This window comes from Pseudomonas sp. RIT-562, assembly GCF_026241895.1.
Lineage (GTDB): Bacteria > Pseudomonadota > Gammaproteobacteria > Pseudomonadales > Pseudomonadaceae > Aquipseudomonas > Aquipseudomonas mandelii_F.
The window spans coordinates 111,361-135,481 of record NZ_JAPJIV010000015.1 but is presented as its reverse complement, the minus strand read 5'-3'; the positions used below and the strand labels follow the sequence as shown (position 1 = coordinate 135,481).

Here is a 24,121-nt window from a genome sequence, read left to right as displayed (position 1 = left end):
CCAATCTTGTAGGAGTGAGCCTGCTCGCGATGGGAGCAACTCGGACTTCAGACCTGCGCCTGAGCCCCTTCAAACCACGCCAGCTTCTCGCGCAATTGCACCACTTCCCCAACGATCACCAGGGTCGGAGCATGCACTTCATGGTCAGCCACCAGCCGTGGAAGATCGGCCAAGGTGCCGGTAAACACCCGCTGGTTGATGGTAGTACCCTGCTGGATCAACGCCGCCGGGGTATCTGCTGCGCGACCATGCTTGATCAGCTGTTCGCAGATGATCGGCAAGCCCACCAGTCCCATGTAGAACACCAGGGTCTGCGCCGGCGCGACCAGGTCGGCCCACGGCAGATCGGTGGAGCCGTCCTTGAGGTGACCGGTGACAAAGCGCACTGACTGCGCGTAATCACGGTGAGTCAGCGGGATGCCTGCGTACGCCGCGCAACCGCTGGCGGCAGTAATGCCTGGCACGACCTGGAACGGGATGCCATGGGCGGCCAGTTCCTCGATTTCTTCACCACCACGGCCGAAGATGAACGGGTCACCGCCCTTCAACCGCACGACTCGTTTGCCCTGCCTGGCCAGGTCCACCAGTTGCTGGTTGATCTGGTCCTGGGGCACCGCGTGATCGGCTCGGCGCTTGCCAACGTAGACGCGCTCGGCATCGCGGCGGCACAAATCGAGAATCGCCGGCGCTACCAGGCGGTCATACAGCACCACATCGGCTTGCTGCATCAGGCGCAGTGCGCGGAAGGTCAACAGGTCCGGATCGCCGGGGCCTGCACCCACCAGATACACTTCACCGGTAGCCACCGTGGCTTTGCCAGCGATTTTCGCCTGCAGCAGACGCTCGGCCTCGGCGCCCTGCCCGGCCAGTTGCCGGTCGGCAATCGGGCCCTGGAACACGTCTTCCCAGAACGCCCGGCGTTGCTGCACGTCCGGAAACAGCCCTTTGACCTGGCTGCGAAAACGCGCCGCCAGACCGGCCAGCTGGCCGTAGGTGGACGGAATCCAGGTTTCCAGCTTGGCCCGGATCAACCGCGCCAGCACCGGCGCATCGCCGCCGCTGGAGACCGCGATGATCAAGGGTGAACGATCGACGATCGCCGGGAAGATCACGCTGCACAGCGCCGGCGCGTCCACCACGTTGACCGGCACGCAACGCCGATGGGCATCGGCGGAGACTTGCGCGTTCAGCGGCTCATCATCGGTGGCGGCAATGATCAGCCCGCAACCGTGCAGATCCGCCTCGACGTAACCGCGCAGCACGCACTCGCCGCCGCTACCGGCCACCAGTTCGCGCAATTGCGGTTCGATATCAGGTGCAACCACTCGCAGCAGAGCACCGGCTTCGGCCAGCAGGCGGGATTTGCGCAAGGCAATCTCCCCCCCACCGACGACCAACACACGACTGCCGCGGAGGTTGTGAAACAGCGGCAGATAGTCCATTTAGCCGATGACCTCAAGGCCACCCATGTACGGCTTCAGCACGTTCGGCACGCGGATCGAACCGTCGGCCTGCTGGTAGTTTTCCAGCACGGCAACCAACGTACGACCGACCGCCAGGCCGGAACCGTTGAGCGTGTGCACCAGCTCAGGCTTGCCGGTTTCCGGATTGCGGAAACGCGCCTGCATGCGCCGGGCCTGGAAGTCGCCACAGTTGGAGCACGACGAAATCTCGCGGTATTTGTCCTGGCTCGGGATCCACACTTCCAGGTCGTAGGTCTTGACCGCGCTGAAGCCCATGTCGCCGGTGCACAGCGCCAGGGTGCGATATGGCAGCTCGAGCAGTTGCAGGACTTTCTCGGCGTTGGCGGTCAGGCCTTCCAGCGCTTCCATGGAAGTCGATGGTTCGACGATCTGGACCATTTCGACTTTGTCGAACTGGTGCTGGCGGATCATGCCGCGGGTGTCGCGACCCGACGCGCCGGCTTCACTGCGGAAGCATGGGGTGTGGGCGACGAACTTGATCGGCAGCAGTTTCGAGTCGACGATTTCGCCGGCAACGATGTTGGTCAGCGACACTTCGGCCGTCGGGATCAGGTACAGGTCCGCTTCGCCTTCGCGGGCGATCTTGAACAGGTCTTCCTCGAATTTCGGCAGCTGGCCGGTGCCTTGCAACGCCGGCGCCTGAACCAGATAAGGCGTATAGGCCTCTTCGTAGCCATGCTCGCTGGTGTGCAGGTTGATCATGAATTGCGCCAGGGCGCGGTGCAGACGAGCAATCGGCCCGCGCAACAGGGCGAAGCGTGCGCCGGACAGCTTGGCGGCGGTTTCGAAATCCAGCCAGCCGAACTTCTCGCCCAGGGCGACGTGGTCCAGGACCGGGAAATCGAACGCGGTCGGAGTGCCCCAACGGCGCACTTCAACGTTGTCGTCTTCATCCTTGCCGACCGGCACGGACTCGTGCGGCAGGTTGGGGATGCCCAGCAGGATCGAGTCCAGCTCGGTCTGAATGGCGTCGAGTTCGACTTTACCGGCACCCAGCTCGTTGGCCATGCGCTCGACGTCCGCCATCAGCGGCGCGATGTCTTCGCCGCGCTGCTTGGCCTGACCGATGGACTTGGAGCGCGCGTTACGTTCAGCCTGCAGTGCTTCGGTGCGGGTCTGGACGGTCTTGCGCTGTTCTTCCAGCGCTTCGATGCGCGCAACATCCAGGGCGTAGCCACGGGATGCCAGGCGGTCCGCTACGTCCTGGAGGTTGCTACGTAACAGTTTGGAATCGAGCATGTCGGTCTCTCGTTATCAAAGTTTGGTCAGGGACAGGCCGGCCCAGGTGGCGAGCAGCCCGCCGAATACGCTGATGGCCGCATAGCCCAAGGCTAGCAACACTTGCCCGCTTTCCAGCAGGCGCACCGTATCCAGTGAAAAAGATGAAAAAGTCGTCAGCCCCCCAAGGAAGCCGACCATCAACCCGGCACGCACCTCAATTGGCACTTCCGGGCGTATCAGAAACAGGCCGTACAACACGCCGATCAGCAGACAGCCCACGATATTAACGGCCAGCGTAGCGGTATAGAAGTGCCGCGGCCAATTTGCATTGACCCAATTACCGGTGGCAAAGCGCAACAACGTGCCGGCAATGCCGCCGAGCGAGACGCCGATAACCAGTGCAATCACTATTTTCTCCGCTGCCGGGGGCTCAGACGATCAAGTTGGGCCAGGTGATTGAGCTTCTCGCCGATCTTCAACTCCAGGCCACGGGGCACTGGCTGGTAGAACGGCTGCGGCTCGAGCTCGTCGGGGAAGTAGTCTTCGCCGGCGGCGTAAGCGTCTGGCTCATCGTGGGCATAACGGTATTCGTCGCCATAGCCCAGCTGTTTCATCAGCTTGGTCGGTGCGTTGCGCAAGTGCAGCGGCACTTCCAGGGAGCCATGTTCGGTGGCGCTGCGCATCGCGGCCTTGAAGCCCATGTACACCGCGTTGCTTTTCGGCGCACAGGCCAGGTAGGTGATGGCCTGGGCCACGGCGAGCTCGCCTTCCGGACTGCCCAGGCGCTCCTGCACTTCCCACGCTGCCAGGCACAGGCTGAGGGCGCGGGGGTCGGCGTTGCCGATGTCTTCGCTGGCCATGCGCACTACGCGCCGCGCCAGGTACAAGGGGTCGCAACCGCCGTCGATCATGCGCGCGAACCAGTACAGCGCACCGTCTGGGTTGGAACCGCGCACGGATTTATGCAATGCGGAAATCTGATCGTAAAACGCTTCGCCACCCTTGTCGAAGCGCCGACGGGTATCACCGAGCAGGCTTTGCAGCAGGTCGACGCCGATTTCGCTGTGGTCTTCTGCGAGGTCCGAGGCGTTTTCCAGCAGGTTAAGCAGGCGCCGGCCATCGCCATCGGCGGCGCTCAGCAGCATCTGGAAGCCTTCGTCACTGAGGCTCAGCTGACGTTTGCCCAGACCACGTTCCTCGGTCAGCGCACGCTGCACCAGTTTGCGCAGGGCCGCCTCGTCGAGACTTTTGAGCACGTAGACGCGAGCCCGGGACAGCAAGGCGTTGTTGAGTTCGAATGAAGGGTTTTCGGTAGTCGCGCCGATGAAAATCAGCGTGCCGTCTTCAACATACGGCAGGAATGCATCCTGCTGGGATTTGTTGAAGCGATGCACTTCATCGACGAACAGGATCGTGCGCTTGCCGTACTGGCCGGCTTGTTGCTTGGCGATCTCCACCGCCTGACGGATTTCCTTGACGCCGGCGAGCACCGCCGAGACGGTTTCGAAATGCGCGTCCGAGACCTCGGCCAGGAGTCGCGCCAGGGTAGTCTTGCCCACACCCGGCGGGCCCCAGAAAATCATCGAATGCAGCGCACCCTGCTCCAGGGCTTCGCGCAAAGGCTTGCCGCGAGCCAGCAGGTGTTCCTGGCCGACGTACTCATCCAGATTGGCTGCACGCAGGCGGGCGGCCAGGGGTTGAGCTATCGGGGCGCTGCTGAACAGGTCCATTAGTACCTCTGAAACCTTGCTACTTGGGCACTGCAGACCCCTGTAGGAGTGAGCCTGCTCGCGATGACGGCATTACATTCAACATCAATGTTGACTGGCCCGGCGCTATCGCGAGCAGGCTCACTCCTACAAGAGCACTGCATTACTCCTGGATTACATCGGCGCCTTTGGGGATGTCGAACTTGAACTTGGACGCCGGGATCGGTTCGTTGGCCTTCACCCCGGTGAACAGGATATTGGTGCGCTGGCCGACGCTGTCGATCAGTTGCATGTCATTGACCAGGCCGTTGCGGAACGATAGGCGCAGGCTGTCGAACAGCGTGTCCTTGGTCTTGGGCTTCAAAGTGAAGTCGATCACGCCGCCGGCTTCCTTGGCGCTGATGTCGAAGCTCTGGCTGATCTTGGACACGTCACCGGACAGCAGTAGGGCCGGGGTCTGGGTCAGGCGCTGGTCGAGGTTCTTGATGGTGACCTGCTCCAGGTCCGGGTCCCACAGGGAGACTTTCTTGCCGTCGGAAACCATCAGCTGTTCCTGCGGTGCGTCGGTGTGCCAGTAGAACAGGCCAGGGCGTTGCAGGGACATCTGCCCGGCAGTTTCCTGCAATTGGGTACCGCCGCCATCCAGGGTCAGCTGGGAGAAGCGTGCGCTCAGCGTCTGGGATTTTTCCAGGAGTTGGGTCAGGCGCGCCACGTCCTTGTCATCGGCGTGGGCCGAAAGCGTGGTCAAAGCCAGTACCGGCAGCAACAGCATGCGGATAAGACGCATGGGAGTCCTCTTGATATTCGTGGGAGTGCGGGCGACGCCCAGGACGCCACCCGTGCAAAAATCCGATCAGTCGCGAACCGGGCCTGGTGCCAGGACTTCGCGGGAACCGTTGGTATTCATGGACGTCACGACCCCGGCCATTTCCATGGCTTCGATCATGCGCGCGGCGCGGTTGTAGCCGATCTTCAGCTTGCGCTGGACCGCAGAGATGGACGCACGACGGCTTTCCAGCACGAACTGCACCGCTTCGTCGTACAGCGCATCGGTTTCTGCGTCATCATCACCGCCACCACCGCCGCCATTCTCAAAACCGCTGCCAGCTTCTTCGACACCGGCCAGGATGTCATCGTTGTATTCCGGCGCACCGCGCAGTTTCCAGGCTTCAACCACCCGATGAACCTCGTCATCGGAAACGAACGCGCCGTGAACGCGGATCGGCAGGCTGGTGCCGGGCGGCATGTACAACATGTCACCATGGCCCAGCAGTTGCTCGGCGCCGCCCTGGTCGATGATGGTCCGCGAGTCGATCTTGCTCGACACCTGGAACGCCATGCGCGTCGGGATGTTGGCCTTGATCAGGCCGGTGATCACGTCAACCGACGGACGCTGAGTCGCGAGGATCAGGTGGATACCGGCAGCACGGGCTTTCTGGGCGATACGAGCGATCAGTTCTTCAACCTTCTTGCCGACGATCATCATCATGTCGGCAAATTCGTCGACCACCACGACAATGGTCGGCAGCTTGGTCAACAGCGGCGCTTCATCGTGAATGCTCTCGCGTTTGTACAGCGGGTCGGTCAACGGCTCGCCAGCATCCTGGGCTTCCTTGACCTTGGCGTTGAAGCCAGACAAGTTTCGTACGCCCATCTTCGCCATCAGCTTGTAGCGACGCTCCATCTCCGCCACGCTCCAGCGCAGGGCGTTGGCGGCGTCTTTCATGTCGGTAACGACCGGGCACAGCAGGTGCGGAATGCCTTCGTAGATCGACAGTTCGAGCATCTTCGGGTCGATCATGATCAGCTTGGCGTCTTCCGGGCCAGACTTGAACAGGATCGACAGGATCATTGCGTTCACGCCCACGGACTTACCGGAACCGGTGGTACCGGCGACCAGCAGGTGCGGCATCTTCGCGAGGTCGGTGATCACCGGCTTGCCACCGATGTCGTGGCCCAGGGCCAAGGTCACCGGTGACTTGAAGTTGTCGTATTCCGGGGTCGAGAGTACTTCGGAGAAGCGCACGATCTGGCGGTCCTCGTTCGGAATCTCGATACCCACGGTGGTCTTGCCCGGAATCACTTCCACGACCCGCACGCTGGTCACCGCGAGGGAGCGGGCAAGGTCCTTGGCCAGGTTGGAGATGCGGCTGACCTTGACGCCGGCTGCCGGCTGGATTTCGTAACGGGTAATGACCGGGCCGGGGTGAATCGAGTCCACCGACACTTCAACGCCGAATTCCTTGAGCTTGATTTCCAGCAAGTGGCCAACCGCAGCCAGGGATTCGGGCGAATAATTGAGTTGTTTCTTTTCCGCCGGGTCGAGGATCGAGATCGGCGGCAAGGTGCCTTCGACGGCGCTGTCGACGAACAACGGCGCCTGTTTCTCTTTTTCCACTCGCTTGCTCGGCGCAGCCGGCTTGGGCGGCGCTGGGGCAATCACCGGCGGTACCTGCTTCTCGCGGTCCGACATGTGCTTGCTCAGGGCCTGCTCCCGTTCGATCAGGCGCTCCTTGACCTTGGCCTGCTCGCGCTTGTCAGTGACGGTCGGCGCCACTACGTCATGCACGCGGTCGTCGACTTCACGCAGTTGCGCGACCAGTTGCTTGCGCTCCACCCGGGCAGCCCACCAGCGATTGGCGGCGCCCTGGAACAGCTCGAACAGGTCGAGGGTGATCTTGCCTGTGACGTCCATCACCTTGAACCACGACAGGTCGGTGAACACGGTCAGGCCGAACAGGAACAACGCGATGAACAGCAAGGTACTGCCCTGGATGTTCAGCGCATTGCGGGCCAGGTCGCCAAGGCTTTCACCCAGCGCGCCACCCGCACCCGCCGGGAGTCCGGTGGCCGCATGGAAATGGATATGCGCCAGGGCCGCACCCGACAGCACCAGGAACACCAGGCCAATCAGGCGCCAGGAAAACAGCCAGCCGCTCCATTCCCACGGCTGGTGACGCTGGCGGAAGATCTGGTAGGCCTTGACCGCGAGCAACAGCGGAAAGATATAGGCGAAGTAACCCAGCACCATGAACAGGATATCGGCGCTGTAGGAGCCGGCAGGACCGCCGAAGTTCTGCACGTCGTCGATCTTGCTGTTGTGGCTCCAGCCCGGATCGTCCTTGCCGTAGGTCAGTAAGGCCATCATCAGGAACAGGCACAAGGCACCGATGGCGATCAATGCACCTTCCTTGAGTCGGTAGTGCAATTGTTGCCGCCAGAGCGGAACGACGACTGTTTTAGGTGCTGCGGTGGATTTCTTCAAAACGCTACTTTTCCTGCGCCTGAGGCGCGTCCATCTGTTGAATGACTATAAAACTGCCCAATCCGGACAGGCAAAAAAAGGTGATAGGCGCAACCGGGACTACTTTTAACACTGCATCGCGCATTTTATAAATACGGCGCAAGCTCAACATCATCTAGCAGCCCCGCATTGTACGGGTTTGTACGGCCGATGCCATGCTGGCAACTGCAGTTTCAAGCATAGCCAATGGCGTGCGACCTGCGGTCCAATTTGAGCATGCATTGTCTTTCGTGACAAAGGCTTATGAGGGATTCATCTAAGACCACATTCACATCGCCGAGTTGCACAGGCAGCCCAGGGGTGCAGCAGCAGTAAGAGGCCACGCACCAGCGCAAAATACATCGACGACATTTTCAGCGTTTGACGGCAAACTTGAGGGTGGGTCACGCGCCCACTACCGCCCTCCCCTTCTGCAAAGCCTGGATGCCATGCTGACTTGGTTACAACGCAACTCACTGACCTTCCCGCCGCTGGAACGAGCGATGCGCGACCCCAACGGCCTCCTGGCGGCGGGCGGCGACTTGTCCGCCGATCGGCTGATCCAGGCTTATCGCCATGGGTGCTTCCCGTGGTTCTCCGAGGGCCAGCCGATTCTCTGGTGGTCGCCGGACCCTCGCACAGTGCTGTTTCCCGACGAACTGCATGTCTCGCGCAGCCTGAACAAACTGCTGCGTCAACAGCGCTATCAGGTGAGCTTCGACCAGGATTTCGCCGCAGTCATCCAGGCTTGCGCGGCGCCGCGCGATTACGCCGACGGCACCTGGATCACCACCGCGATGCAGAACGCGTACCTTGAACTGCACAAGCGCGGCTTCGCTCATTCGGTGGAGGTGTGGGACCAGGGTGTGCTGGTCGGCGGTCTTTATGGCCTGGCGATGGGACAGCTGTTTTTCGGCGAGTCGATGTTCAGCCGCGCCGATAACGCCTCCAAATATGGCTTTGCCACCCTGGTGCGGCATCTGAAAGATTCGGGCTTTGTGTTGATCGACTGCCAGATGCCCACCGACCACTTGCACAGTCTTGGCGCCCGGGCGATTTCCCGCAGCGAATTCGCCGGTTACCTGGCGCGCCACCTGGATCAACCCAGCCGCGCCAGTTGGGTTTGCTGAGCGGCTTTCGCGCGCTTGGCTTACACTTATTTAAAGTTTATCCCCGAGGGTTGATCATGACCGAGTTGGCGCGCTTGAAGTTTTATGCCACTCAGCCCCACTCTTGCAGTTATCTGCCCGAAGAGCAGGCCACCACCCTGTTCCTCGACCCTAGCCAGCCCATGGATGTGCATGTCTACGCAGACCTGTCGGAGATGGGTTTTCGGCGCAGTGGTGATCACCTCTACCGCCCGCATTGCCAGAATTGCAATGCCTGCGTGCCCGCGCGCATCCCCGTGGCGCAATTTGCGCCCAATCGCCAACAGAAACGCATTTTCAAACGCAACCTGGATCTGCAGGTGCGCCCGGCCAAGCCGCAGTTCAGTGAAGAATATTTCGATCTGTACCAGCGCTACATCGAACAACGGCACGCCGATGGCGACATGTACCCGCCCAGCCGCGATCAGTTTTCCACTTTCCTGGTACGCGACCTGCCTTTTTCGCGCTTCTACGAATTTCGTCGCGACGGCCGGCTGCTGGCAGTGGCGGTCACGGATTTGCTACCCAATGGACTGTCGGCGGTCTACACCTTTTACGAACCTGCCGAAGAGCGCCGCAGCCTCGGCCGCTACGCCATCCTGTGGCAAATCGCCGAAGCCCGGCGCCTGGGGCTGGATGCGGTGTACCTGGGCTACTGGATAAAAAACTGCAAAAAAATGAGTTACAAGACGCAATATCGGCCCATCGAACTGCTGATTAACCAGCGCTGGGTTCTTCTAAGTTAGAGCAAACCCTAAACCCCTTGGCGTAAACACCATTTTTCGGGCACAATGCACGCCGCTTTTGCCTGGCGCAGTTGCACCGGGCCATTCATTGGACACCGAGGGCTTTACTGCATGTCGAAAGAAGACAGCTTCGAAATGGAAGGCACTGTCGTCGACACCCTGCCCAACACCATGTTTCGTGTGGAGTTGGAAAATGGGCACGTCGTAACCGCGCATATCTCCGGCAAGATGCGCAAGAACTACATCCGTATTCTTACCGGTGACAAAGTGCGCGTCGAGCTGACGCCCTATGACTTGAGCAAAGGGCGCATTACTTACCGCGCTCGCTAATCAGGTCAATACAAGACGCCCGGCTTATGCCGGGCGTTTTTGTTTGTGCGGGATTTAAGGTCTCTATTGCGAAATGCCCCCCCCGTGGGAGCAAAGCTTGCTCGCGATGGCGCCCTCGGAATCGCCATCGCGAGCAAGCTTTGCTCCCACAGGAGGAACTCCAACAGGAGGCTTTCATGGATTCAGGGCCTGGCAGACAGCAAAAAGGCGCCTCACGGCGCCTTTTGCTTTGTAGCGGTTAACGTCAGGCCATTTCTGCCGTGGTCTCGAACTCGAAGGTCAGCTCGCCGTCCTTCAGGTCGATGTGCACCACGCCGCCATGGTCGGCCAGCTCGCCAAACAGGATCTCTTCCGCCAGCGGACGCTTGATCTTGTCCTGGATCAGGCGCGCCATTGGTCGAGCACCCATCGCCGAGTCGTAGCCACCCGCCGCCAGCCAGCTGCGCGCAGCGTCGGTCACTTCCAGCTGCACGCGCTTGTCTTCCAGCTGCGCCTGAAGCTCGGTAAGGAACTTGTCCACCACGCTCTTGATAACCTCATGGCTGAGGCGACCAAACTGGATAATGGTGTCCAGGCGGTTGCGAAACTCTGGCGTGAAGCTCTTCTTGATCACTTCCATCGCATCGGACGAGTGGTCCTGATGGGTGAAACCGATCGAAGCGCGGGCTGCAGTCTCGGCACCGGCGTTGGTCGTCATGATGACGATCACGTTACGGAAGTCCGCCTTGCGCCCGTTGTTATCGGTGAGCGTCCCGTGGTCCATCACCTGCAGCAGCAGGTTGAAGACTTCCGGATGCGCCTTCTCGATCTCATCGAGCAACAGCACGCAGTGTGGCTGCTTGGTGATGGCTTCGGTCAGCAGACCGCCCTGGTCAAACCCGACATAGCCTGGAGGCGCACCGATCAGACGCGATACGGTGTGACGCTCCATGTATTCAGACATGTCGAAACGAACCAGCTCGATACCCAACGCCTTGGCCAGCTGACGCGCCGCTTCGGTTTTACCGACACCGGTAGGTCCGGCGAACAGGAATGAACCGACTGGCTTGTCAGGCGACTTGAGGCCGGCACGGGACAGTTTGATCGCAGTCGACAGCGAGTCGATTGCGGCATCCTGGCCAAACACCGTGAGCTTGAGGTCGCGCTCCAGGTTACGCAGCAACTCCTTGTCGGAGCTGGTGACGTGCTTTGGCGGAATCCGCGCGATTTTCGCCACGATGTCCTCGACCTGAGGCACTTCGATGCGTTTCACGCGCTTCTCGACCGGCTGCAGGCGCTGGTAGGCGCCTGCCTCGTCTATCACGTCGATGGCCTTGTCCGGCATGTGCCGGTCGTTGATGTAGCGTGACGCCAGCTCAGCAGCGGCACGCAGGGCCTCATCGCTGTACTCGATGCTATGGTGCGCTTCGAAACGCCCCTTCAAGCCGCGGAGGATACCGATGGTGTCTTCCACCGAAGGCTCCGACACATCGACTTTCTGGAAGCGCCGCGCCAAGGCACGGTCCTTCTCGAAGATCCCGCGGAATTCCTGGAACGTGGTCGAGCCGATGCAACGGATATCGCCCGACGACAGCAGCGGCTTGAGCAGGTTCGAGGCATCCATGACGCCACCGGACGCAGCACCCGCACCAATGATGGTGTGGATTTCGTCGATGAACAGGATCGCCTGCGGACGCTTTTTCAGCTCGTTGAGCAGCGCTTTGAAGCGCTTCTCGAAATCACCGCGGTATTTGGTCCCGGCGAGCAGCGCGCCCAGATCAAGCGAGTACACCACGCTGTTGGCCAGCAGGTCCGGCACCTGGTTATCGACAATGCGCTTGGCCAGACCTTCGGCAATCGCGGTTTTACCCACGCCCGCCTCGCCCACCAACAGCGGATTGTTCTTGCGACGACGCGCGAGGATCTGCGCGACGCGCTCGACTTCCATCTCGCGACCTACCAGCGGATCGATACGACCCTGGCGCGCGAGTTCGTTGAGGTTGCTGGCATAAGCATCCAGGGGATTGCCAGAAGAAGAAGACTCGCCGCCCTCGTCGTCCTGCATATCTTGCTCACCTTCAGAGTGATCGCCATGCCCTGGCACCTTGGAGATGCCGTGGGCGATGTAGTTGACGACATCGATGCGCGCAACGCTCTGCTGTTTCAGCAGGAACACTGCCTGACTCTCTTGCTCACTGAAGATGGCAACCAACACATTGGCGCCGGTCACTTCGCGTTTGCCCGAGCTCTGTACGTGAAACACGGCGCGCTGCAGCACACGCTGGAAGCCCAGGGTTGGCTGGGTCTCACGATCCTCATCATGCACGGGGATCAGTGGCGTGGTGGAGTCAATGAACTCCTGCAGGTCATGTTTGAGTTTGTCGAGGTTGGCGCCGCACGCACGCAATACGGTGGCGGCAGCCTCATTATCCAATAGGGCCAGCAGGAGATGTTCGACGGTCATGAACTCATGACGTTTCGAACGAGCCTCCTTGAAGGCTAGATTGAGGGTGACTTCGAGCTCGCGGTTTAACATAGCTTCACCTCATACCCAAGTGGTCGGCGATTAACCGTCCTTCTCGATTTCACAGAGTAGCGGATGCTGGCTTTCCCTGGCGTACTGGTTGACCTGCATGGCCTTGGTCTCGGCGATGTCGCGGGTAAACACTCCACATACTGCCCGTCCTTCTGTGTGGACGGCCAACATGACCTTGGTCGCCAGCTCCCGATTCAGGTTAAAAAACACCTCGAGCACTTCGACGACGAAATCCATCGGTGTGTAGTCATCATTGAACAAAACCACCTTGTACATCGGTGGCGCCTGTAAAGCAGGCTTTGCCTCCTGAACAGCAATGCCTGCGGAATCGTCGTCGTGGGTCTCCGGACCGTCTTGCTGGAGAACCGTATGATCCTGATTGAATGTTAGTCGAATCTGGCTGATTGCATGCATGGAAAGAATGGTTCGTCAGTTGTGCGAATACAGTGGTGGGGGCGGTTATGGACGATTTCAACTGCGACTGCCCGGTCACCTTGACTATCGGCAAAACGGTGTTACAACCAATAGAGCCCACAGTGGGTAAAAAAGGTCCGCGGAGTCAATCTTATTTATGAGATTCGACTGCGGATTAACTGGATGATACTCCAGTGATGGAGTCAGTTGCAGAGGGATATGGGTATGTCAGGTGTGAAGGTCAGCGGCAAAGTCAAATGGTTCAACAACGCCAAGGGGTACGGCTTCATCAATGAAGACGGCAAGAGCGAGGATCTGTTCGCCCATTATTCGGCCATCCAGATGGAGGGATATAGGAGCCTGAAGGCCGGCCAGGCTGTGGTGTTCGAGATCATCCAGGGGCCCAAGGGCTTGCACGCAGTAAATATAGGACTGCCTACGGATCCCGCAAAGGCTACCAGCGCCACCGAGCAACAAACTGTAACTGCATAGTTTTCGCGCCCACCCTGCAGCTGCAAAAAAACCGCCCGGCTCATGACTTGAGACGGGCGGTTTTTTCGTTACAGGGTGCTTCTTACATGTGCGAAATCAGCGCATCGCCGAATGCCGAGGAGGACAGCAGCTTGGCGCCGTCCATCAGGCGTTCGAAGTCATAGGTCACGGTTTTGGCGGAAATCGCGCCATTGGTGCCCTTGATGATCAGATCCGCAGCTTCAGTCCAACCCATGTGGCGCAGCATCATCTCTGCGGACAGGATCAGCGAACCCGGGTTGACCTGGTCCTTGCCGGCGTACTTCGGCGCGGTACCGTGGGTGGCTTCGAACATCGCAATGGTGTCGGACAGGTTCGCACCCGGCGCAATACCAATGCCGCCCACTTCAGCCGCCAGGGCGTCGGAGAGGTAGTCACCGTTCAGGTTCAGGGTCGCGATCACATCGTATTCGGCCGGGCGCAGCAGGATCTGCTGGAGCATGGCGTCGGCGATGGCATCCTTGACGATGACGTTCTTGCCGGTTTTCGGGTTCTTGAACTGCATCCACGGACCGCCGTCGAGCAGGGTCGCACCGAACTCTTCAGCCGCCACTTCGTAGGCCCATTCCTTGAAGGCACCTTCGGTGAACTTCATGATGTTGCCTTTGTGCACGATGGTCAGCGAGTCGCGATCGTTGTCGACCACATACTGCAGCGCCTTGCGTGCCAGGCGCTTGGTGCCCTGCAGCGACACCGGCTTGATGCCGATACCGCAGTTTTCGTCGAACCGGATCTTGGTGACACCCATTTCCTCTTTCAGGAACTTGATGACCTTGGTCGCTTCCGGCGAACCGGCTTTCCACTCGATACCGGCGTAGATGTCCTCGGAGTTCTCGCGGAAGATCGTCATGTCGACGTCGCCTGGCTTCTTCACCGGGCTAGGCACGCCTTCGAACCAGCGCACCGGGCGCAGGCACACATAAAGGTCCAGCTGCTGGCGCAAGGCCACGTTCAGCGAACGGATGCCGCCGCCGACCGGCGTGGTCAGGGGGCCCTTGATGGAAACCACGTAATCCTTGACCGCGTCCAGGGTTTCCTGAGGTAGCCAGGTGTCCTGATCGTAAACTTGAGTCGCTTTCTCCCCGGCGTAGACTTCCATCCAGGAAATTTTGCGATCGCCGCCGTAAGCCTTCTTAACAGCAGCATCGACAACCTTGATCATGACCGGGCTGATATCAACGCCGATACCATCGCCTTCGATGAAGGGGATGATCGGGTTGTTAGGAACATTGAGAGAATGGTCCGCGTTGACGGTGATTTTGTCGCCGACTGCCGGAACCTGAATCTTCTTGTATCCCATGCTGAACTCCATTGTTTGGATTGAACATCTGGCTTGGTTCGAGCGTACCCCAGTTAATTCAGCGCGCAAACCCCATGTTCCACCCAACTGCCGTAAAGCTGTCCGGCTGCGGTTCTACAAGCCTGAATGCAAAGGGAAAAGCGCCAAACTCAAGCACGGTGCAAGACTCTACGCCCCACACTCCCCTGCGACCTTTAGACCAATGGACGACGCACGTTGTGTATGAACCATCGGCAGATTGCCAGCTACCTATGTATAATGCCGCCCGCTGACCACAGAGTCACGACGGCCGATCCCTCTAATGCGAGAGCTCCGGCCCGAAAAAGCAGGACCGCTACCGCAGTCCACCCGCTTGCCGCTCGACTGATGCACCCAACATCACCGCGCACAAATCTCGACATTCGGCTCATGGACGACTTTGAACGAACGCGCTTACCCGGCGCCCCTCGAGTTTCTGCGCACGCTTTAGCAAAGAAGAGAGAGTTAATCCGAATATGCCCACCCGCTCGAAGATCATCTATACCTTCACCGACGAAGCTCCCGCCCTCGCCACCTATTCACTGTTGCCTATCGTAGAGGCTTTCACTGCCTCCGCTGATATCGCCGTGGAAACCCGCGATATCTCTCTTGCAGGGCGCATCCTGGCCAGCTTCCCCGAGCAATTGGGTGACAAAGCCGTAGCCGACCACCTCGCCGAACTGGGCGACCTGGCCGTCACGCCTGAAGCCAACATCATCAAGCTGCCGAACATCAGTGCTTCGGTTCCGCAGCTGCAAGCCGCAATCAAAGAGCTGCAAGCCCAGGGCTTCGCGCTGCCGGACTATCCGGAAACCGTGACCAGCGACGCCGACAAGCTCGCCAAGTTGCGCTACGACAAGATCAAGGGCAGCGCCGTGAACCCGGTTCTGCGCGAAGGCAACTCCGATCGCCGCGCACCGTTGTCGGTCAAGAACTACGCCCGCAAGCACCCGCACAAAATGGGCGCCTGGGCTGCGGACTCCAAGTCCCACGTAGCGCACATGAGCACCGGCGATTTCTACGGCAGCGAAAAAGCTGCCCTGATCGACGCCGCTGACGCCGTGAAAATCGAATTGATCGCTCAAGACGGCACCACCACCGTCCTGAAAGAAAAAACCACCGTGCAAGCCGGTGAGATCCTCGATTGCGCGGTCATGAGCAAGAACGCCCTGCGCAGCTTCATCGCCGCCGAGATCGAAGACGCCAAGGCCAAGGGCGTGCTGCTCTCGGTGCACTTGAAAGCGACCATGATGAAGGTCTCCGACCCGATCATGTTCGGCCAGATCGTTGCCGAGTTCTATAAAGACGCACTGGCCAAGCACGCTGAAGTGCTGGCACAGATCGGCTTCAACCTGAACAACGGCATCGGCGACCTGTACGCTCGCATCAAGGCTTTGCCTAGCGATCAGCAAGCTGCGATCGAAGCGGACATCCAGGCGGTCTACGCTGTTCGTCCATCGTTGGCCATGGTCAACTCCGACAAAGGCATCACCAACCTGCACGTGCCGAGCGACGTGATCGTCGACGCCTCGATGCCAGCGATGATCCGTGACTCCGGCAAGATGTGGGGCACTGACGGCCAGCTGCACGACACCAAGGCAGTGATCCCGGATCGCTGCTACGCCACCATCTACCAGGCGGTGATCGAAGACTGCAAGGCTAACGGCGCATTCGATCCGACCACCATGGGCAGCGTGCCAAACGTTGGCCTGATGGCCAAAAAAGCCGAAGAGTACGGCTCGCACGACAAGACTTTCCAGATCAAGGCCAACGGCGTTGTTCGCGTCACCGACAGCAAAGGCAGCCTGCTGCTGGAGCAAGCGGTTGAAGCCGGCGACATCTTCCGCATGTGCCAGACCAAAGACGCGCCGATCCAAGATTGGGTCAAACTGGCCGTTAACCGGGCTCGCGCAAGCAGCACTCCGGCTATTTTCTGGCTGGACCCGATGCGCGCCCATGATGGCGTGGTGATCGAGAAAGTTCAGGCTTACCTGAAGGATCACGACACCGCCGGCCTGGACATCCAGATCATGGCGCCAGTCGACGCGATGAAGTTCACCCTGGACCGCACCCGTGCAGGTAAGGACACCATCTCGGTGACCGGTAACGTACTGCGCGACTACCTGACCGACCTGTTCCCGATCATGGAACTGGGCACCAGCGCCAAGATGCTGTCGATCGTGCCACTGATGAACGGCGGTGGCCTATTCGAAACCGGCGCTGGCGGTTCGGCACCGAAGCACGTGCAGCAACTGCTGGAAGAAAACTTCCTGCGCTGGGATTCCTTGGGCGAGTTCCTGGCCCTGGCCGCTTCCCTTGAGCACCTGGGTGTTACCTACAACAACCCTAAAGCGCTGGTGCTGGCCAAGACCCTGGATCAGGCCACCGGCCAGTTCCTCGACAACAACAAGTCGCCATCGCGCAAAGTCGGCAACATCGACAACCGCGGCAGCCACTTCTACCTGGCGCTGTACTGGGCACAAGCCCTGGCGGCCCAGACCGAAGACGCTGCGCTGCAAGCGCAGTTCGGCCAGCTGGCTAAAACCCTGACCGAGAACGAAGCGACCATCGTTGCCGAGCTCAACGCAGTCCAGGGCAAGCCAGTGGAAATTGGCGGTTACTACCACGCCAATGCCGAGCTGATCAGCCAGGCCATGCGCCCAAGCAACACCTTCAACGCAGCGATTGCTGCGCTGGTGTAAGGTTGTAAGGATGCAAAGAAGCCCCGGCCATGTGCCGGGGTTTCTGTTTTTGGCGCACATCACTCTGTAAACACCGGACCAATGTGGGAGCGGGCTTGCTCGCGAAAGCGGTGGGTCAGTCAATAGGGATGTTGAATAATAAGCCGCTTTCGCGAGCAAGCCCGCTCCCACAGGGGCCGGCTCCTGCATTGAAATCTTTGAAAAGCAAAATCGAGGAAGCTTCATGGACTGGAAACCCCACATCACCGTCGCCACCATCGTCGAAGACAACGGCCGCTTCCTGATGGTCGAAGAATCCAAAGGCGGACGAGCGGTACTCAACCAACCCGCCGGTCACCTGGATCCGAATGAAACCCTGATCGATGCCGCCATTCGCGAAACCCTCGAGGAAACCGGTTGGGACGTCGAGCCCACCGGCGTAGTGGGCATTTATTTGTATACCGCCCCGAGCAATGGCGTGACCTACCAGCGGGTCTGCTTCATCGCCAAGGCGTTGAAACACCACCCCGAATATCAGCTGGACGACGGCATCATCGGCGCCAAGTGGTTGACCCGCGAGGAATTAATCGAGCAGCGCGACAACTGGCGCAGCGAACTGATCATCCGTTGCATCGACGACTATCTGGGCGGCCTGCGCTTCGGTCTGGAATTGATCCGTCCTTCTCTTTAGCCTTGTGGCCTTGGGCCTGCTAGAATCGCGTCCTTTTTCAAGACACTCATTAAATCCCTATGCGTGATCCAGCCCCTTCTGACACACAAAAGAAGCGCGTCATTGTCGGCATGTCCGGCGGCGTGGACTCTTCCGTTTCCGCTCTCCTGCTGATCGAGCAGGGTTACGAGGTGGAAGGCCTGTTCATGAAGAACTGGGAAGAAGACGATGGAACGGAATACTGCACCGCCATGGATGACCTGGCGGACGCCCAGGCGGTGTGCGACAAGATTGGCATCAAGCTGCACACCGCCAACTTCGCCGCCGAGTACTGGGACAACGTGTTCGAGCATTTCCTGGCCGAATACAAGGCCGGGCGCACGCCGAACCCGGACATCCTGTGCAACCGCGAGATCAAGTTCAAGGCGTTCCTCGACTACGCCATGATGCTCGGCGCCGACCTGATCGCTACTGGCCATTACGTGCGCCGCCGCGACATCGACGGGCGCACCGAGCTGCTCAAGGGCCTGGACCCGAACAAGGACCAGAGCTATTTCCTGCACGCCGTTGGCGGCGAACAGATCGCCAAGACCCTGTTCCCGGTGGGCGAGCTGGAGAAGCGCGAAGTGCGTGCGATCGCCGAGAAGCACGACCTGGCCACCGCGAAGAAGAAAGACTCGACGGGGATCTGCTTTATCGGCGAGCGCCGCTTCAGCGACTTCCTCAAGCAGTACCTGCCGGCGCAACCCGGCGAGATCAAGACCACCGAAGGTGAAGTGATCGGCCGCCACCACGGCCTGATGTACCACACCATCGGCCAACGCCAGGGCCTGGGCATCGGCGGCCTGAAAGACGCCGGTGACGAGCCGTGGTATGTGCTGATCAAGGACCTGGAGCACAACGAACTGATCGTCGGCCAGGGCAATGATCACCCTTACCTGTTCTCCCGCGCCCTGCTCGCCTCGGACATCTATTGGGTTAACCCGATCGACCTGAGCGAGCCACGCAAGCTGACCGCCAAGGTTCGTTATCGCCAGGGCGACCAGCCATGCACGCTGGAAAAGACCGCTACCGGCTACCGCGCCATCTTCGATGACCCGCAACGCGCGGTCACCCCCGGCCAGTCCGTAGTGTTCTACGACGGCGAAATCTGCCTGGGGGGCGGCGTTATTGAAGTTGCCGAGCCCTGGACGAGCAAAGGCCAGCAGCAATGACCCCGACCCAGGAGCAACTGACCGCGCTAGGTGGGGTATTTCTTGCCGCAGTCCTGGTCGACAAGATCGCCAAGACCGGCCAGACCACTGAAGCCGGCCTGACCTGCATGCTGGGCAGCCTGCTGATTCGCGACCCCAAGGACACCCTGGAGGTCTACGGCGGCGACGACATCAACCTGCGCGAAGGCTACCGTGCCCTGATCGGCGCCCTGGAACGCGACCCCAGCACCCTGCAGCGCGAACCGCTGCGTTACGCCCTGGCCATGCTGGGCCTGGAGCGTCAGCTGGCCAAGCGTGACGATTTGCTGGAAGTGATCGGCAAGCGCCTGCCGCAGATCCAGTCCCAGGTCGAGCACTTCGGTCCGGCCCACGAGAACGTGATTGCCGCCTGTGGCGGGTTGTACCAGGATACTTTGAGTACCCTGCGCCAACGCATCCAGGTGCACGGCGACATGCGCAACCTGCAGCAGCCAAGCAATGCCTCGAAGATTCGCGCCCTGCTGCTGGCCGGGATTCGTTCGGCGCGCCTGTGGCGCCAGCTGGGCGGCCATCGCTGGCAACTGGTGATCAGCCGACGCAAATTGCTCAAAGAGCTTTACCCGCTGATGCGCAGCAGCTGAACCGCGCCCGCCACACAGTTTTTGATCTGTAACGCGTAATACGCCGGTCAGTTGGCAACGGACCGGCGGATTTTTTCATGTATGATACGCGCCCCATTTCGTTGCCCGACTGTCCGAGAACACCCCATGCAGCTTTCTTCGCTCACTGCGGTTTCCCCTGTTGACGGCCGCTACGCCGGCAAAACCCAGGCCCTGCGCCCTATTTTCAGCGAGTACGGCCTGATCCGTGCCCGTGTTCTGGTTGAAGTGCGCTGGCTCCAGCGCCTGGCCGCTCACCCTGCCATCAGCGAAGTGCCGGCGTTTTCCGCCGAAGCCAACGCTGTGTTGAACACCCTGGCGGAAAATTTCTCTCTGGAACACGCCGAACGCGTCAAAGAGATCGAGCGCACCACCAACCACGACGTCAAAGCCATCGAATACCTGCTCAAAGAGCAAGCGGCCAAGTTGCCTGAGCTGGCGGCTGTCAGCGAATTCATCCACTTTGCCTGCACCAGCGAGGACATCAACAACCTGTCCCACGCTTTGATGCTGCGCGAAGGCCGTGATGATGTGATGCTGCCGCTGATGCGCCAGACCGCCGAAGCCATCCGCGAGCTGGCGATCCGCTTCGCTGACGTGCCGATGCTGTCGCGCACCCACGGTCAACCGGCCTCGCCGACCACCCTGGGCAAAGAACTGGCCAACGTGGTTTACCGTCTGGAGCGCCAGATCGCACAGGTGGCGGCCGTGCCGCTGCTGGGCAAGATCAACGGTGCCGTGGGCAACTACAATGCTCACCTGTCGGCCTATCCTGAGATCGACTGGGAAGAAAACGCCCGCGCCTTCATCGAAGACGAGCTGGGCCTGGGTTTCAACCCGTACACCACGCAGATCGAACCGCACGACTACATCGCCGAGCTGTTCGACGCGATCGCCCGTTTCAACACCATCCTGATCGACTTCGACCGCGATATCTGGGGCTACATCTCCCTGGGTTATTTCAAGCAGCGCACAATCGCTGGCGAAATCGGTTCGTCGACCATGCCGCACAAGGTCAACCCAATCGACTTCGAAAACTCCGAAGGCAACCTGGGTATCGCCAACGCGCTGTTCCAGCACCTGGCCAGCAAGCTGCCGATTTCCCGCTGGCAGCGCGACCTGACCGACTCCACCGTACTGCGCAACCTCGGTGTCGGCTTCGCCCACAGCGTGATCGCCTACGAAGCCAGCCTCAAAGGCATCAGCAAGCTGGAGCTCAACGCCCAGAAGATCGCCGCCGACCTGGACGCTTGCTGGGAAGTACTGGCCGAGCCGATCCAGACCGTCATGCGTCGCTACAACATCGAAAACCCTTACGAAAAGCTGAAAGAATTGACCCGCGGCAAGGGCATCAGCCCTGAAGCGCTGCAAACTTTCATCGACGGCCTGGACATGCCAGCCGCGGCCAAGGCCGAGCTGAAACTGCTGACTCCGGCGAACTACATCGGCAACGCTGTAGAGCAAGCCAAGCGCATCTGATCGACCGCTGTACCCGTTTGAGACGCCCGGCAGCGCCGGGCGTTTTTATTCCCGTCTGAAAAGTGCTTTTTTTCAATAGGTTACACATGAATCCTGACATTCCTCTTCAACTTCTGGGCGGCATCACGGCGCGCGAATTCATGCGCGACTACTGGCAGAAAAAACCCCTGCTGATCCGCCAGGCGATTCCTGATTTCGAAAGCCCGATCGACGCCGATGAACTGGCCGGCCTGGCGCTGGAAGAAGAAGTAGAGTCGCGCCTGGTGATCGAAAATGGCGAGCGCCCATGGGAATTGCGCCGCGGCCCGTTCGCCGAAGACGAATTCAGCAAACTGCCGGAGCAGGACTGGACCCTGCTGGTTCAAGCCGTTGACCAGTTCGTCCCGGAAGTCGCTGAACTGCTGGAAAACTTCCGCTTTCTGCCGAGCTGGCGCGTCGATGACGTAATGATCAGCTTTGCCGCCCCGGGTGGCAGCGTCGGCCCGCACTTCGACAACTACGACGTGTTCCTGCTGCAAGGCCACGGCAAGCGCAACTGGAAAATCGGCCAGATGTGCGATTCCGAGAGCCCGCTGCTGCAACACGCCGACCTGCGCATCCTGGCCGAATTTGAAGCCACCGATGAGTGGGTCCTGGAACCGGGCGACATGCTCTACCTGCCACCGCGCCTTGCCCATTGCGGCGTAGCCGTGGATGATTGCCTGACCTACTCGGTCGGCTTCCGTGCGCCAAGTGCCGCCGAAGTGCTGACCCACTTCACCGACTTCCTCAGCCAGTTCCTGTCGGACGAAGAACGCTACACCGACGCCGATGCCCAGCCGGTGAGCGATCCACACCAGATCCAGCATGACGCACTCGGCCGCCTCAAGGGTCTGCTGGCCGAACACATGAGCGACGAGCGCCTGTTGCTGACCTGGTTTGGCCAGTTCATGACCGAGCCGCGCTACCCGGAGCTGGTGGTCGGCCCAGAAGAGATTGAAGAAGACGACCTGCTCGCCAGCCTTGAACAGGGCGCTGTGGTGATTCGTAATCCGAGCGCACGCCTGGCCTGGTCTGAAGTCGATGACGACCTGTTGCTGTTCGCCAGTGGCCAGAGCCGTTATCTGCCAGGCAAGCTGCGCGAACTGCTGAAATTGATCTGCTCCGCCGATGCGCTGCATATCGATAACCTGGGTCAGTGGCTGAGCGACGAGGATGGTCGTGGCCTGCTGTGCGAACTGATCAAGCAAGGAAGCCTGGGGTTTGCCGATGAATAAAATTCACGTACGTGTCGCAGACTGGCTAAAGGACAACGCCGAGATCCGGCGCATTCGTGAGACGGTGTTCATCGCCGAGCAATCCGTTCCGCCCGAGCTGGAATGGGATGCTGATGACGCGACAGCGGTGCATTTCCTGGCCTTCGAGGGTGACTTCCCGATTGGCACTGCACGCCTGCTGCCTGACGGCCACGTCGGGCGGGTGTCGGTGCTCAAGGACTGGCGCGGTTTGAAAGTCGGTGACGCACTGATGCAAGCGGTGATCGGCGAAGCCGAAGAGCGCGGACTGAAGCAGCAAATGCTCAGCGCGCAGGTGCAGGCCACGGCGTTCTACGAGCGCCTGGGCTTTCGTCTGGTCAGTGAGGAATTCCTGGAAGCCGGGATTCCGCATGTGGACATGGTTCGGCATTCGGCTTGAGACCGAGGTAACCCCATCGCGAGCAGGCTCACTCCTACAGGGATAGCGCCGGACCATGTAGGAGCGGGCTTGCTCGCGAAGAGGCCATCAAAGACACCACAAAACGCCCCGCCATCCACCGATGCCGGGGCGTTTTGCTGTCTGCAATTCAACTTGCCCCCCTCCAGGCCGACAAACTGGCAATATCAACACATCAAAATGCCGGAGATAACGGACATGTCCCTACGCACCCTGCTCACCACGCTGCTGCTGACCTGCAGTTTTTCGCTCAGCGCGGCCACCGAGATCGTGCCGCTGAACTACCACACCAGCGCCGACATGCTGCCCATGGCGCAGGATTTCATCGGCAAGGACGGTCAGGTCAGCGCCTACGGCAACCAGCTGATCGTCAACGCAGATCAGCGCAAGATCGACGAACTTAAAGCGTTAATCAACCAGCTGGACACTGCACCAAAGCGCCTGCTGATTACCGTCGACACCAGCGAAAACAACTTCCAGGCTGACCAGGGCTACTCGGTCAACGGTGCCAAGCCCAACCAGACCCGCATCATCAACCGCAGCACCGACAGCCGTGATGGTGGTATCCAGCAGATTCAGGCCAGCGAAGGTGCGCCCGCATTGATCCAGGTCGGCCAGAGCGTGCCGCTGACCAGCAGCCAAAGCGATTCCTACGGCGACCTGCGCAGCCAGACCGAGTACCGCAACGTCACCCAGGGTTTCTACGTGACCGCAAGCGTCACCGGCGACATCGTTCACCTGGACATCAGTACCAACCGTGACCGCATGAGCCAGGAACGTCCTGATGTAGTGAACGTGCAAAGCACCGACACAACGGTCACCGGCCGCCTTGGCGAGTGGATCACCCTGGCCGGCGTCAACCGCCAGACCCAGGCCGACAAACAGGGCCTGACCCGCAGCTACTCGACTCAGGGCCGCGATGATATGACCCTGCGGGTGAAAGTCGATACTTTGGACTAAACCACCGAAAACTGACTGATTAGTCGTATTAGACCAAAGATGTAGTGCTCGAAAAAAAGCACTACAAAACGTTTGACGAGGGAAAAAA

21 protein-coding genes are annotated in these 24,121 nt (G+C 60.0%); 12 read left to right on the top strand and 9 right to left on the bottom strand.

The features are described from left to right. Positions 1-47 precede the first annotated feature (47 nt). The 6 genes from cysG to ORL50_RS18695 all read right to left on the bottom strand — a co-directional run bounded on the left by cysG (position 48) and on the right by ORL50_RS18695 (position 7,679). Positions 48-1,442: a siroheme synthase CysG gene (gene cysG, locus ORL50_RS18720; protein ID WP_266017141.1), complete on the bottom strand. Its 1,395-nt coding sequence runs from the start codon at positions 1,440-1,442 to the stop codon at positions 48-50. Then, the gene (gene serS, locus ORL50_RS18715; protein WP_266017140.1) at positions 1,443-2,723 is read right to left on the bottom strand and encodes a serine--tRNA ligase; all 1,281 of its coding nucleotides are present in this window, start codon (positions 2,721-2,723) and stop codon (positions 1,443-1,445) included. Between the two features lie 15 nt (positions 2,724-2,738). Beyond that, positions 2,739-3,113 carry a fluoride efflux transporter CrcB gene (gene crcB, locus ORL50_RS18710; protein WP_266017139.1) on the bottom strand — a complete coding sequence of 125 codons (375 nt, stop codon included), beginning with the start codon at positions 3,111-3,113 and terminating at the stop codon, positions 2,739-2,741. Continuing rightward, complete coding sequence (locus ORL50_RS18705; RefSeq protein WP_266017138.1) at positions 3,113-4,435, bottom strand: replication-associated recombination protein A; 1,323 nt, start codon at positions 4,433-4,435, stop codon at positions 3,113-3,115. The genes crcB and ORL50_RS18705 overlap by 1 nt, the downstream gene beginning before the upstream one ends. 142 nt (positions 4,436-4,577) lie before the next feature. Beyond that, positions 4,578-5,201: an outer membrane lipoprotein periplasmic chaperone LolA gene (lolA, locus tag ORL50_RS18700; RefSeq protein WP_266017137.1), complete on the bottom strand. Its 624-nt coding sequence runs from the start codon at positions 5,199-5,201 to the stop codon at positions 4,578-4,580. 66 nt (positions 5,202-5,267) lie between these two features. Next, complete coding sequence (locus ORL50_RS18695; protein WP_266017135.1) at positions 5,268-7,679, bottom strand: DNA translocase FtsK; 2,412 nt, start codon at positions 7,677-7,679, stop codon at positions 5,268-5,270. 467 nt (positions 7,680-8,146) lie between these two features. Here ORL50_RS18695 and aat point away from each other — a divergent pair, with 467 nt between their 5' ends. The 3 genes from aat (at position 8,147) to infA (ending at position 9,921) form a co-directional block, all read left to right on the top strand. Further along, positions 8,147-8,827 carry a leucyl/phenylalanyl-tRNA--protein transferase gene (aat, locus tag ORL50_RS18690; protein WP_266017134.1) on the top strand — a complete coding sequence of 227 codons (681 nt, stop codon included), beginning with the start codon at positions 8,147-8,149 and terminating at the stop codon, positions 8,825-8,827. A 56-nt stretch (positions 8,828-8,883) separates the two neighbouring features. Next, positions 8,884-9,591: an arginyltransferase gene (locus ORL50_RS18685; protein WP_266017133.1), complete on the top strand. Its 708-nt coding sequence runs from the start codon at positions 8,884-8,886 to the stop codon at positions 9,589-9,591. Between the two features lie 111 nt (positions 9,592-9,702). After that, entirely contained in the window at positions 9,703-9,921 is a 219-nt protein-coding gene (gene infA / locus ORL50_RS18680) for a translation initiation factor IF-1 (RefSeq protein ID WP_002553999.1), read from the top strand. 244 nt (positions 9,922-10,165) lie between these two features. On the opposite strand, the gene clpA is transcribed toward infA, so the two are convergent. Both clpA and clpS read right to left on the bottom strand, forming a co-directional pair. Continuing rightward, on the bottom strand, positions 10,166-12,436 hold the full coding sequence (clpA, locus tag ORL50_RS18675; protein ID WP_045062279.1) for an ATP-dependent Clp protease ATP-binding subunit ClpA: 2,271 nt from the start codon (positions 12,434-12,436) through the stop codon (positions 10,166-10,168). 30 nt (positions 12,437-12,466) lie between these two features. Continuing rightward, positions 12,467-12,850: an ATP-dependent Clp protease adapter ClpS gene (gene clpS / locus ORL50_RS18670; protein ID WP_266017132.1), complete on the bottom strand. Its 384-nt coding sequence runs from the start codon at positions 12,848-12,850 to the stop codon at positions 12,467-12,469. A 225-nt stretch (positions 12,851-13,075) separates the two neighbouring features. Between clpS and cspD the strand changes: the two genes are divergently transcribed. Then, entirely contained in the window at positions 13,076-13,342 is a 267-nt protein-coding gene (gene cspD, locus ORL50_RS18665; RefSeq protein WP_266017131.1) for a cold shock domain-containing protein CspD, read from the top strand. Positions 13,343-13,424: 82 nt separating this feature from the next. Here the strand turns inward: cspD and icd are convergent, their stop codons facing one another. Beyond that, on the bottom strand, positions 13,425-14,681 hold the full coding sequence (gene icd, locus ORL50_RS18660; protein WP_266017130.1) for an NADP-dependent isocitrate dehydrogenase: 1,257 nt from the start codon (positions 14,679-14,681) through the stop codon (positions 13,425-13,427). 494 nt (positions 14,682-15,175) lie between these two features. Here icd and ORL50_RS18655 point away from each other — a divergent pair, with 494 nt between their 5' ends. The 8 genes from ORL50_RS18655 to ORL50_RS18620 all read left to right on the top strand — a co-directional run bounded on the left by ORL50_RS18655 (position 15,176) and on the right by ORL50_RS18620 (position 24,033). Then, complete coding sequence (locus ORL50_RS18655; RefSeq protein ID WP_266017129.1) at positions 15,176-17,401, top strand: NADP-dependent isocitrate dehydrogenase; 2,226 nt, start codon at positions 15,176-15,178, stop codon at positions 17,399-17,401. A gap of 223 nt (positions 17,402-17,624) precedes the next feature. Beyond that, a complete protein-coding gene (locus ORL50_RS18650) occupies positions 17,625-18,071 on the top strand; it encodes an NUDIX hydrolase (RefSeq protein WP_266017128.1) in 447 nt (148 codons plus the stop codon). A 59-nt stretch (positions 18,072-18,130) separates the two neighbouring features. After that, positions 18,131-19,264 (top strand): tRNA 2-thiouridine(34) synthase MnmA, encoded by a 1,134-nt coding sequence (gene mnmA / locus ORL50_RS18645; RefSeq protein WP_266017127.1) that lies wholly within the window; start codon positions 18,131-18,133, stop codon positions 19,262-19,264. Next, positions 19,261-19,884, top strand: a complete 624-nt coding sequence (gene hflD / locus ORL50_RS18640; RefSeq protein WP_266017126.1) for a high frequency lysogenization protein HflD — start codon at positions 19,261-19,263, stop codon at positions 19,882-19,884. Before mnmA ends, hflD begins: the two co-directional genes overlap by 4 nt. A gap of 126 nt (positions 19,885-20,010) precedes the next feature. Further along, on the top strand, positions 20,011-21,381 hold the full coding sequence (purB, locus tag ORL50_RS18635; RefSeq protein ID WP_017339599.1) for an adenylosuccinate lyase: 1,371 nt from the start codon (positions 20,011-20,013) through the stop codon (positions 21,379-21,381). An 86-nt stretch (positions 21,382-21,467) separates the two neighbouring features. Continuing rightward, complete coding sequence (locus tag ORL50_RS18630) at positions 21,468-22,637, top strand: ribosomal protein uL16 3-hydroxylase (RefSeq protein ID WP_266017125.1); 1,170 nt, start codon at positions 21,468-21,470, stop codon at positions 22,635-22,637. Further along, positions 22,630-23,055 (top strand): GNAT family N-acetyltransferase, encoded by a 426-nt coding sequence (locus ORL50_RS18625; protein WP_266017123.1) that lies wholly within the window; start codon positions 22,630-22,632, stop codon positions 23,053-23,055. Before ORL50_RS18630 ends, ORL50_RS18625 begins: the two co-directional genes overlap by 8 nt. Positions 23,056-23,271: 216 nt before the next feature. Next, positions 23,272-24,033: a secretin N-terminal domain-containing protein gene (locus tag ORL50_RS18620; RefSeq protein ID WP_266017122.1), complete on the top strand. Its 762-nt coding sequence runs from the start codon at positions 23,272-23,274 to the stop codon at positions 24,031-24,033. The last annotated feature ends 88 nt before the right edge of the window (positions 24,034-24,121 follow it).

Coding starts and splice junctions, on each gene's coding strand:
- cysG (WP_266017141.1), bottom strand. CDS start 1,442: ATGGACTATCTGCCGCTGTTTCACAACCTCCGCGGCAGTCGTGTGTTG.
- serS (WP_266017140.1), bottom strand. CDS start 2,723: ATGCTCGATTCCAAACTGTTACGTAGCAACCTCCAGGACGTAGCGGAC.
- ORL50_RS18705 (WP_266017138.1), bottom strand. CDS start 4,435: ATGGACCTGTTCAGCAGCGCCCCGATAGCTCAACCCCTGGCCGCCCGC.
- lolA (WP_266017137.1), bottom strand. CDS start 5,201: ATGCGTCTTATCCGCATGCTGTTGCTGCCGGTACTGGCTTTGACCACG.
- aat (WP_266017134.1), top strand. CDS start 8,147: ATGCTGACTTGGTTACAACGCAACTCACTGACCTTCCCGCCGCTGGAA.
- ORL50_RS18685 (WP_266017133.1), top strand. CDS start 8,884: ATGACCGAGTTGGCGCGCTTGAAGTTTTATGCCACTCAGCCCCACTCT.
- infA (WP_002553999.1), top strand. CDS start 9,703: ATGTCGAAAGAAGACAGCTTCGAAATGGAAGGCACTGTCGTCGACACC.
- clpA (WP_045062279.1), bottom strand. CDS start 12,436: ATGTTAAACCGCGAGCTCGAAGTCACCCTCAATCTAGCCTTCAAGGAG.
- clpS (WP_266017132.1), bottom strand. CDS start 12,850: ATGCATGCAATCAGCCAGATTCGACTAACATTCAATCAGGATCATACG.
- cspD (WP_266017131.1), top strand. CDS start 13,076: ATGTCAGGTGTGAAGGTCAGCGGCAAAGTCAAATGGTTCAACAACGCC.
- icd (WP_266017130.1), bottom strand. CDS start 14,681: ATGGGATACAAGAAGATTCAGGTTCCGGCAGTCGGCGACAAAATCACC.
- ORL50_RS18655 (WP_266017129.1), top strand. CDS start 15,176: ATGCCCACCCGCTCGAAGATCATCTATACCTTCACCGACGAAGCTCCC.
- ORL50_RS18650 (WP_266017128.1), top strand. CDS start 17,625: ATGGACTGGAAACCCCACATCACCGTCGCCACCATCGTCGAAGACAAC.
- mnmA (WP_266017127.1), top strand. CDS start 18,131: ATGCGTGATCCAGCCCCTTCTGACACACAAAAGAAGCGCGTCATTGTC.
- hflD (WP_266017126.1), top strand. CDS start 19,261: ATGACCCCGACCCAGGAGCAACTGACCGCGCTAGGTGGGGTATTTCTT.
- purB (WP_017339599.1), top strand. CDS start 20,011: ATGCAGCTTTCTTCGCTCACTGCGGTTTCCCCTGTTGACGGCCGCTAC.
- ORL50_RS18630 (WP_266017125.1), top strand. CDS start 21,468: ATGAATCCTGACATTCCTCTTCAACTTCTGGGCGGCATCACGGCGCGC.
- ORL50_RS18625 (WP_266017123.1), top strand. CDS start 22,630: ATGAATAAAATTCACGTACGTGTCGCAGACTGGCTAAAGGACAACGCC.
- ORL50_RS18620 (WP_266017122.1), top strand. CDS start 23,272: ATGTCCCTACGCACCCTGCTCACCACGCTGCTGCTGACCTGCAGTTTT.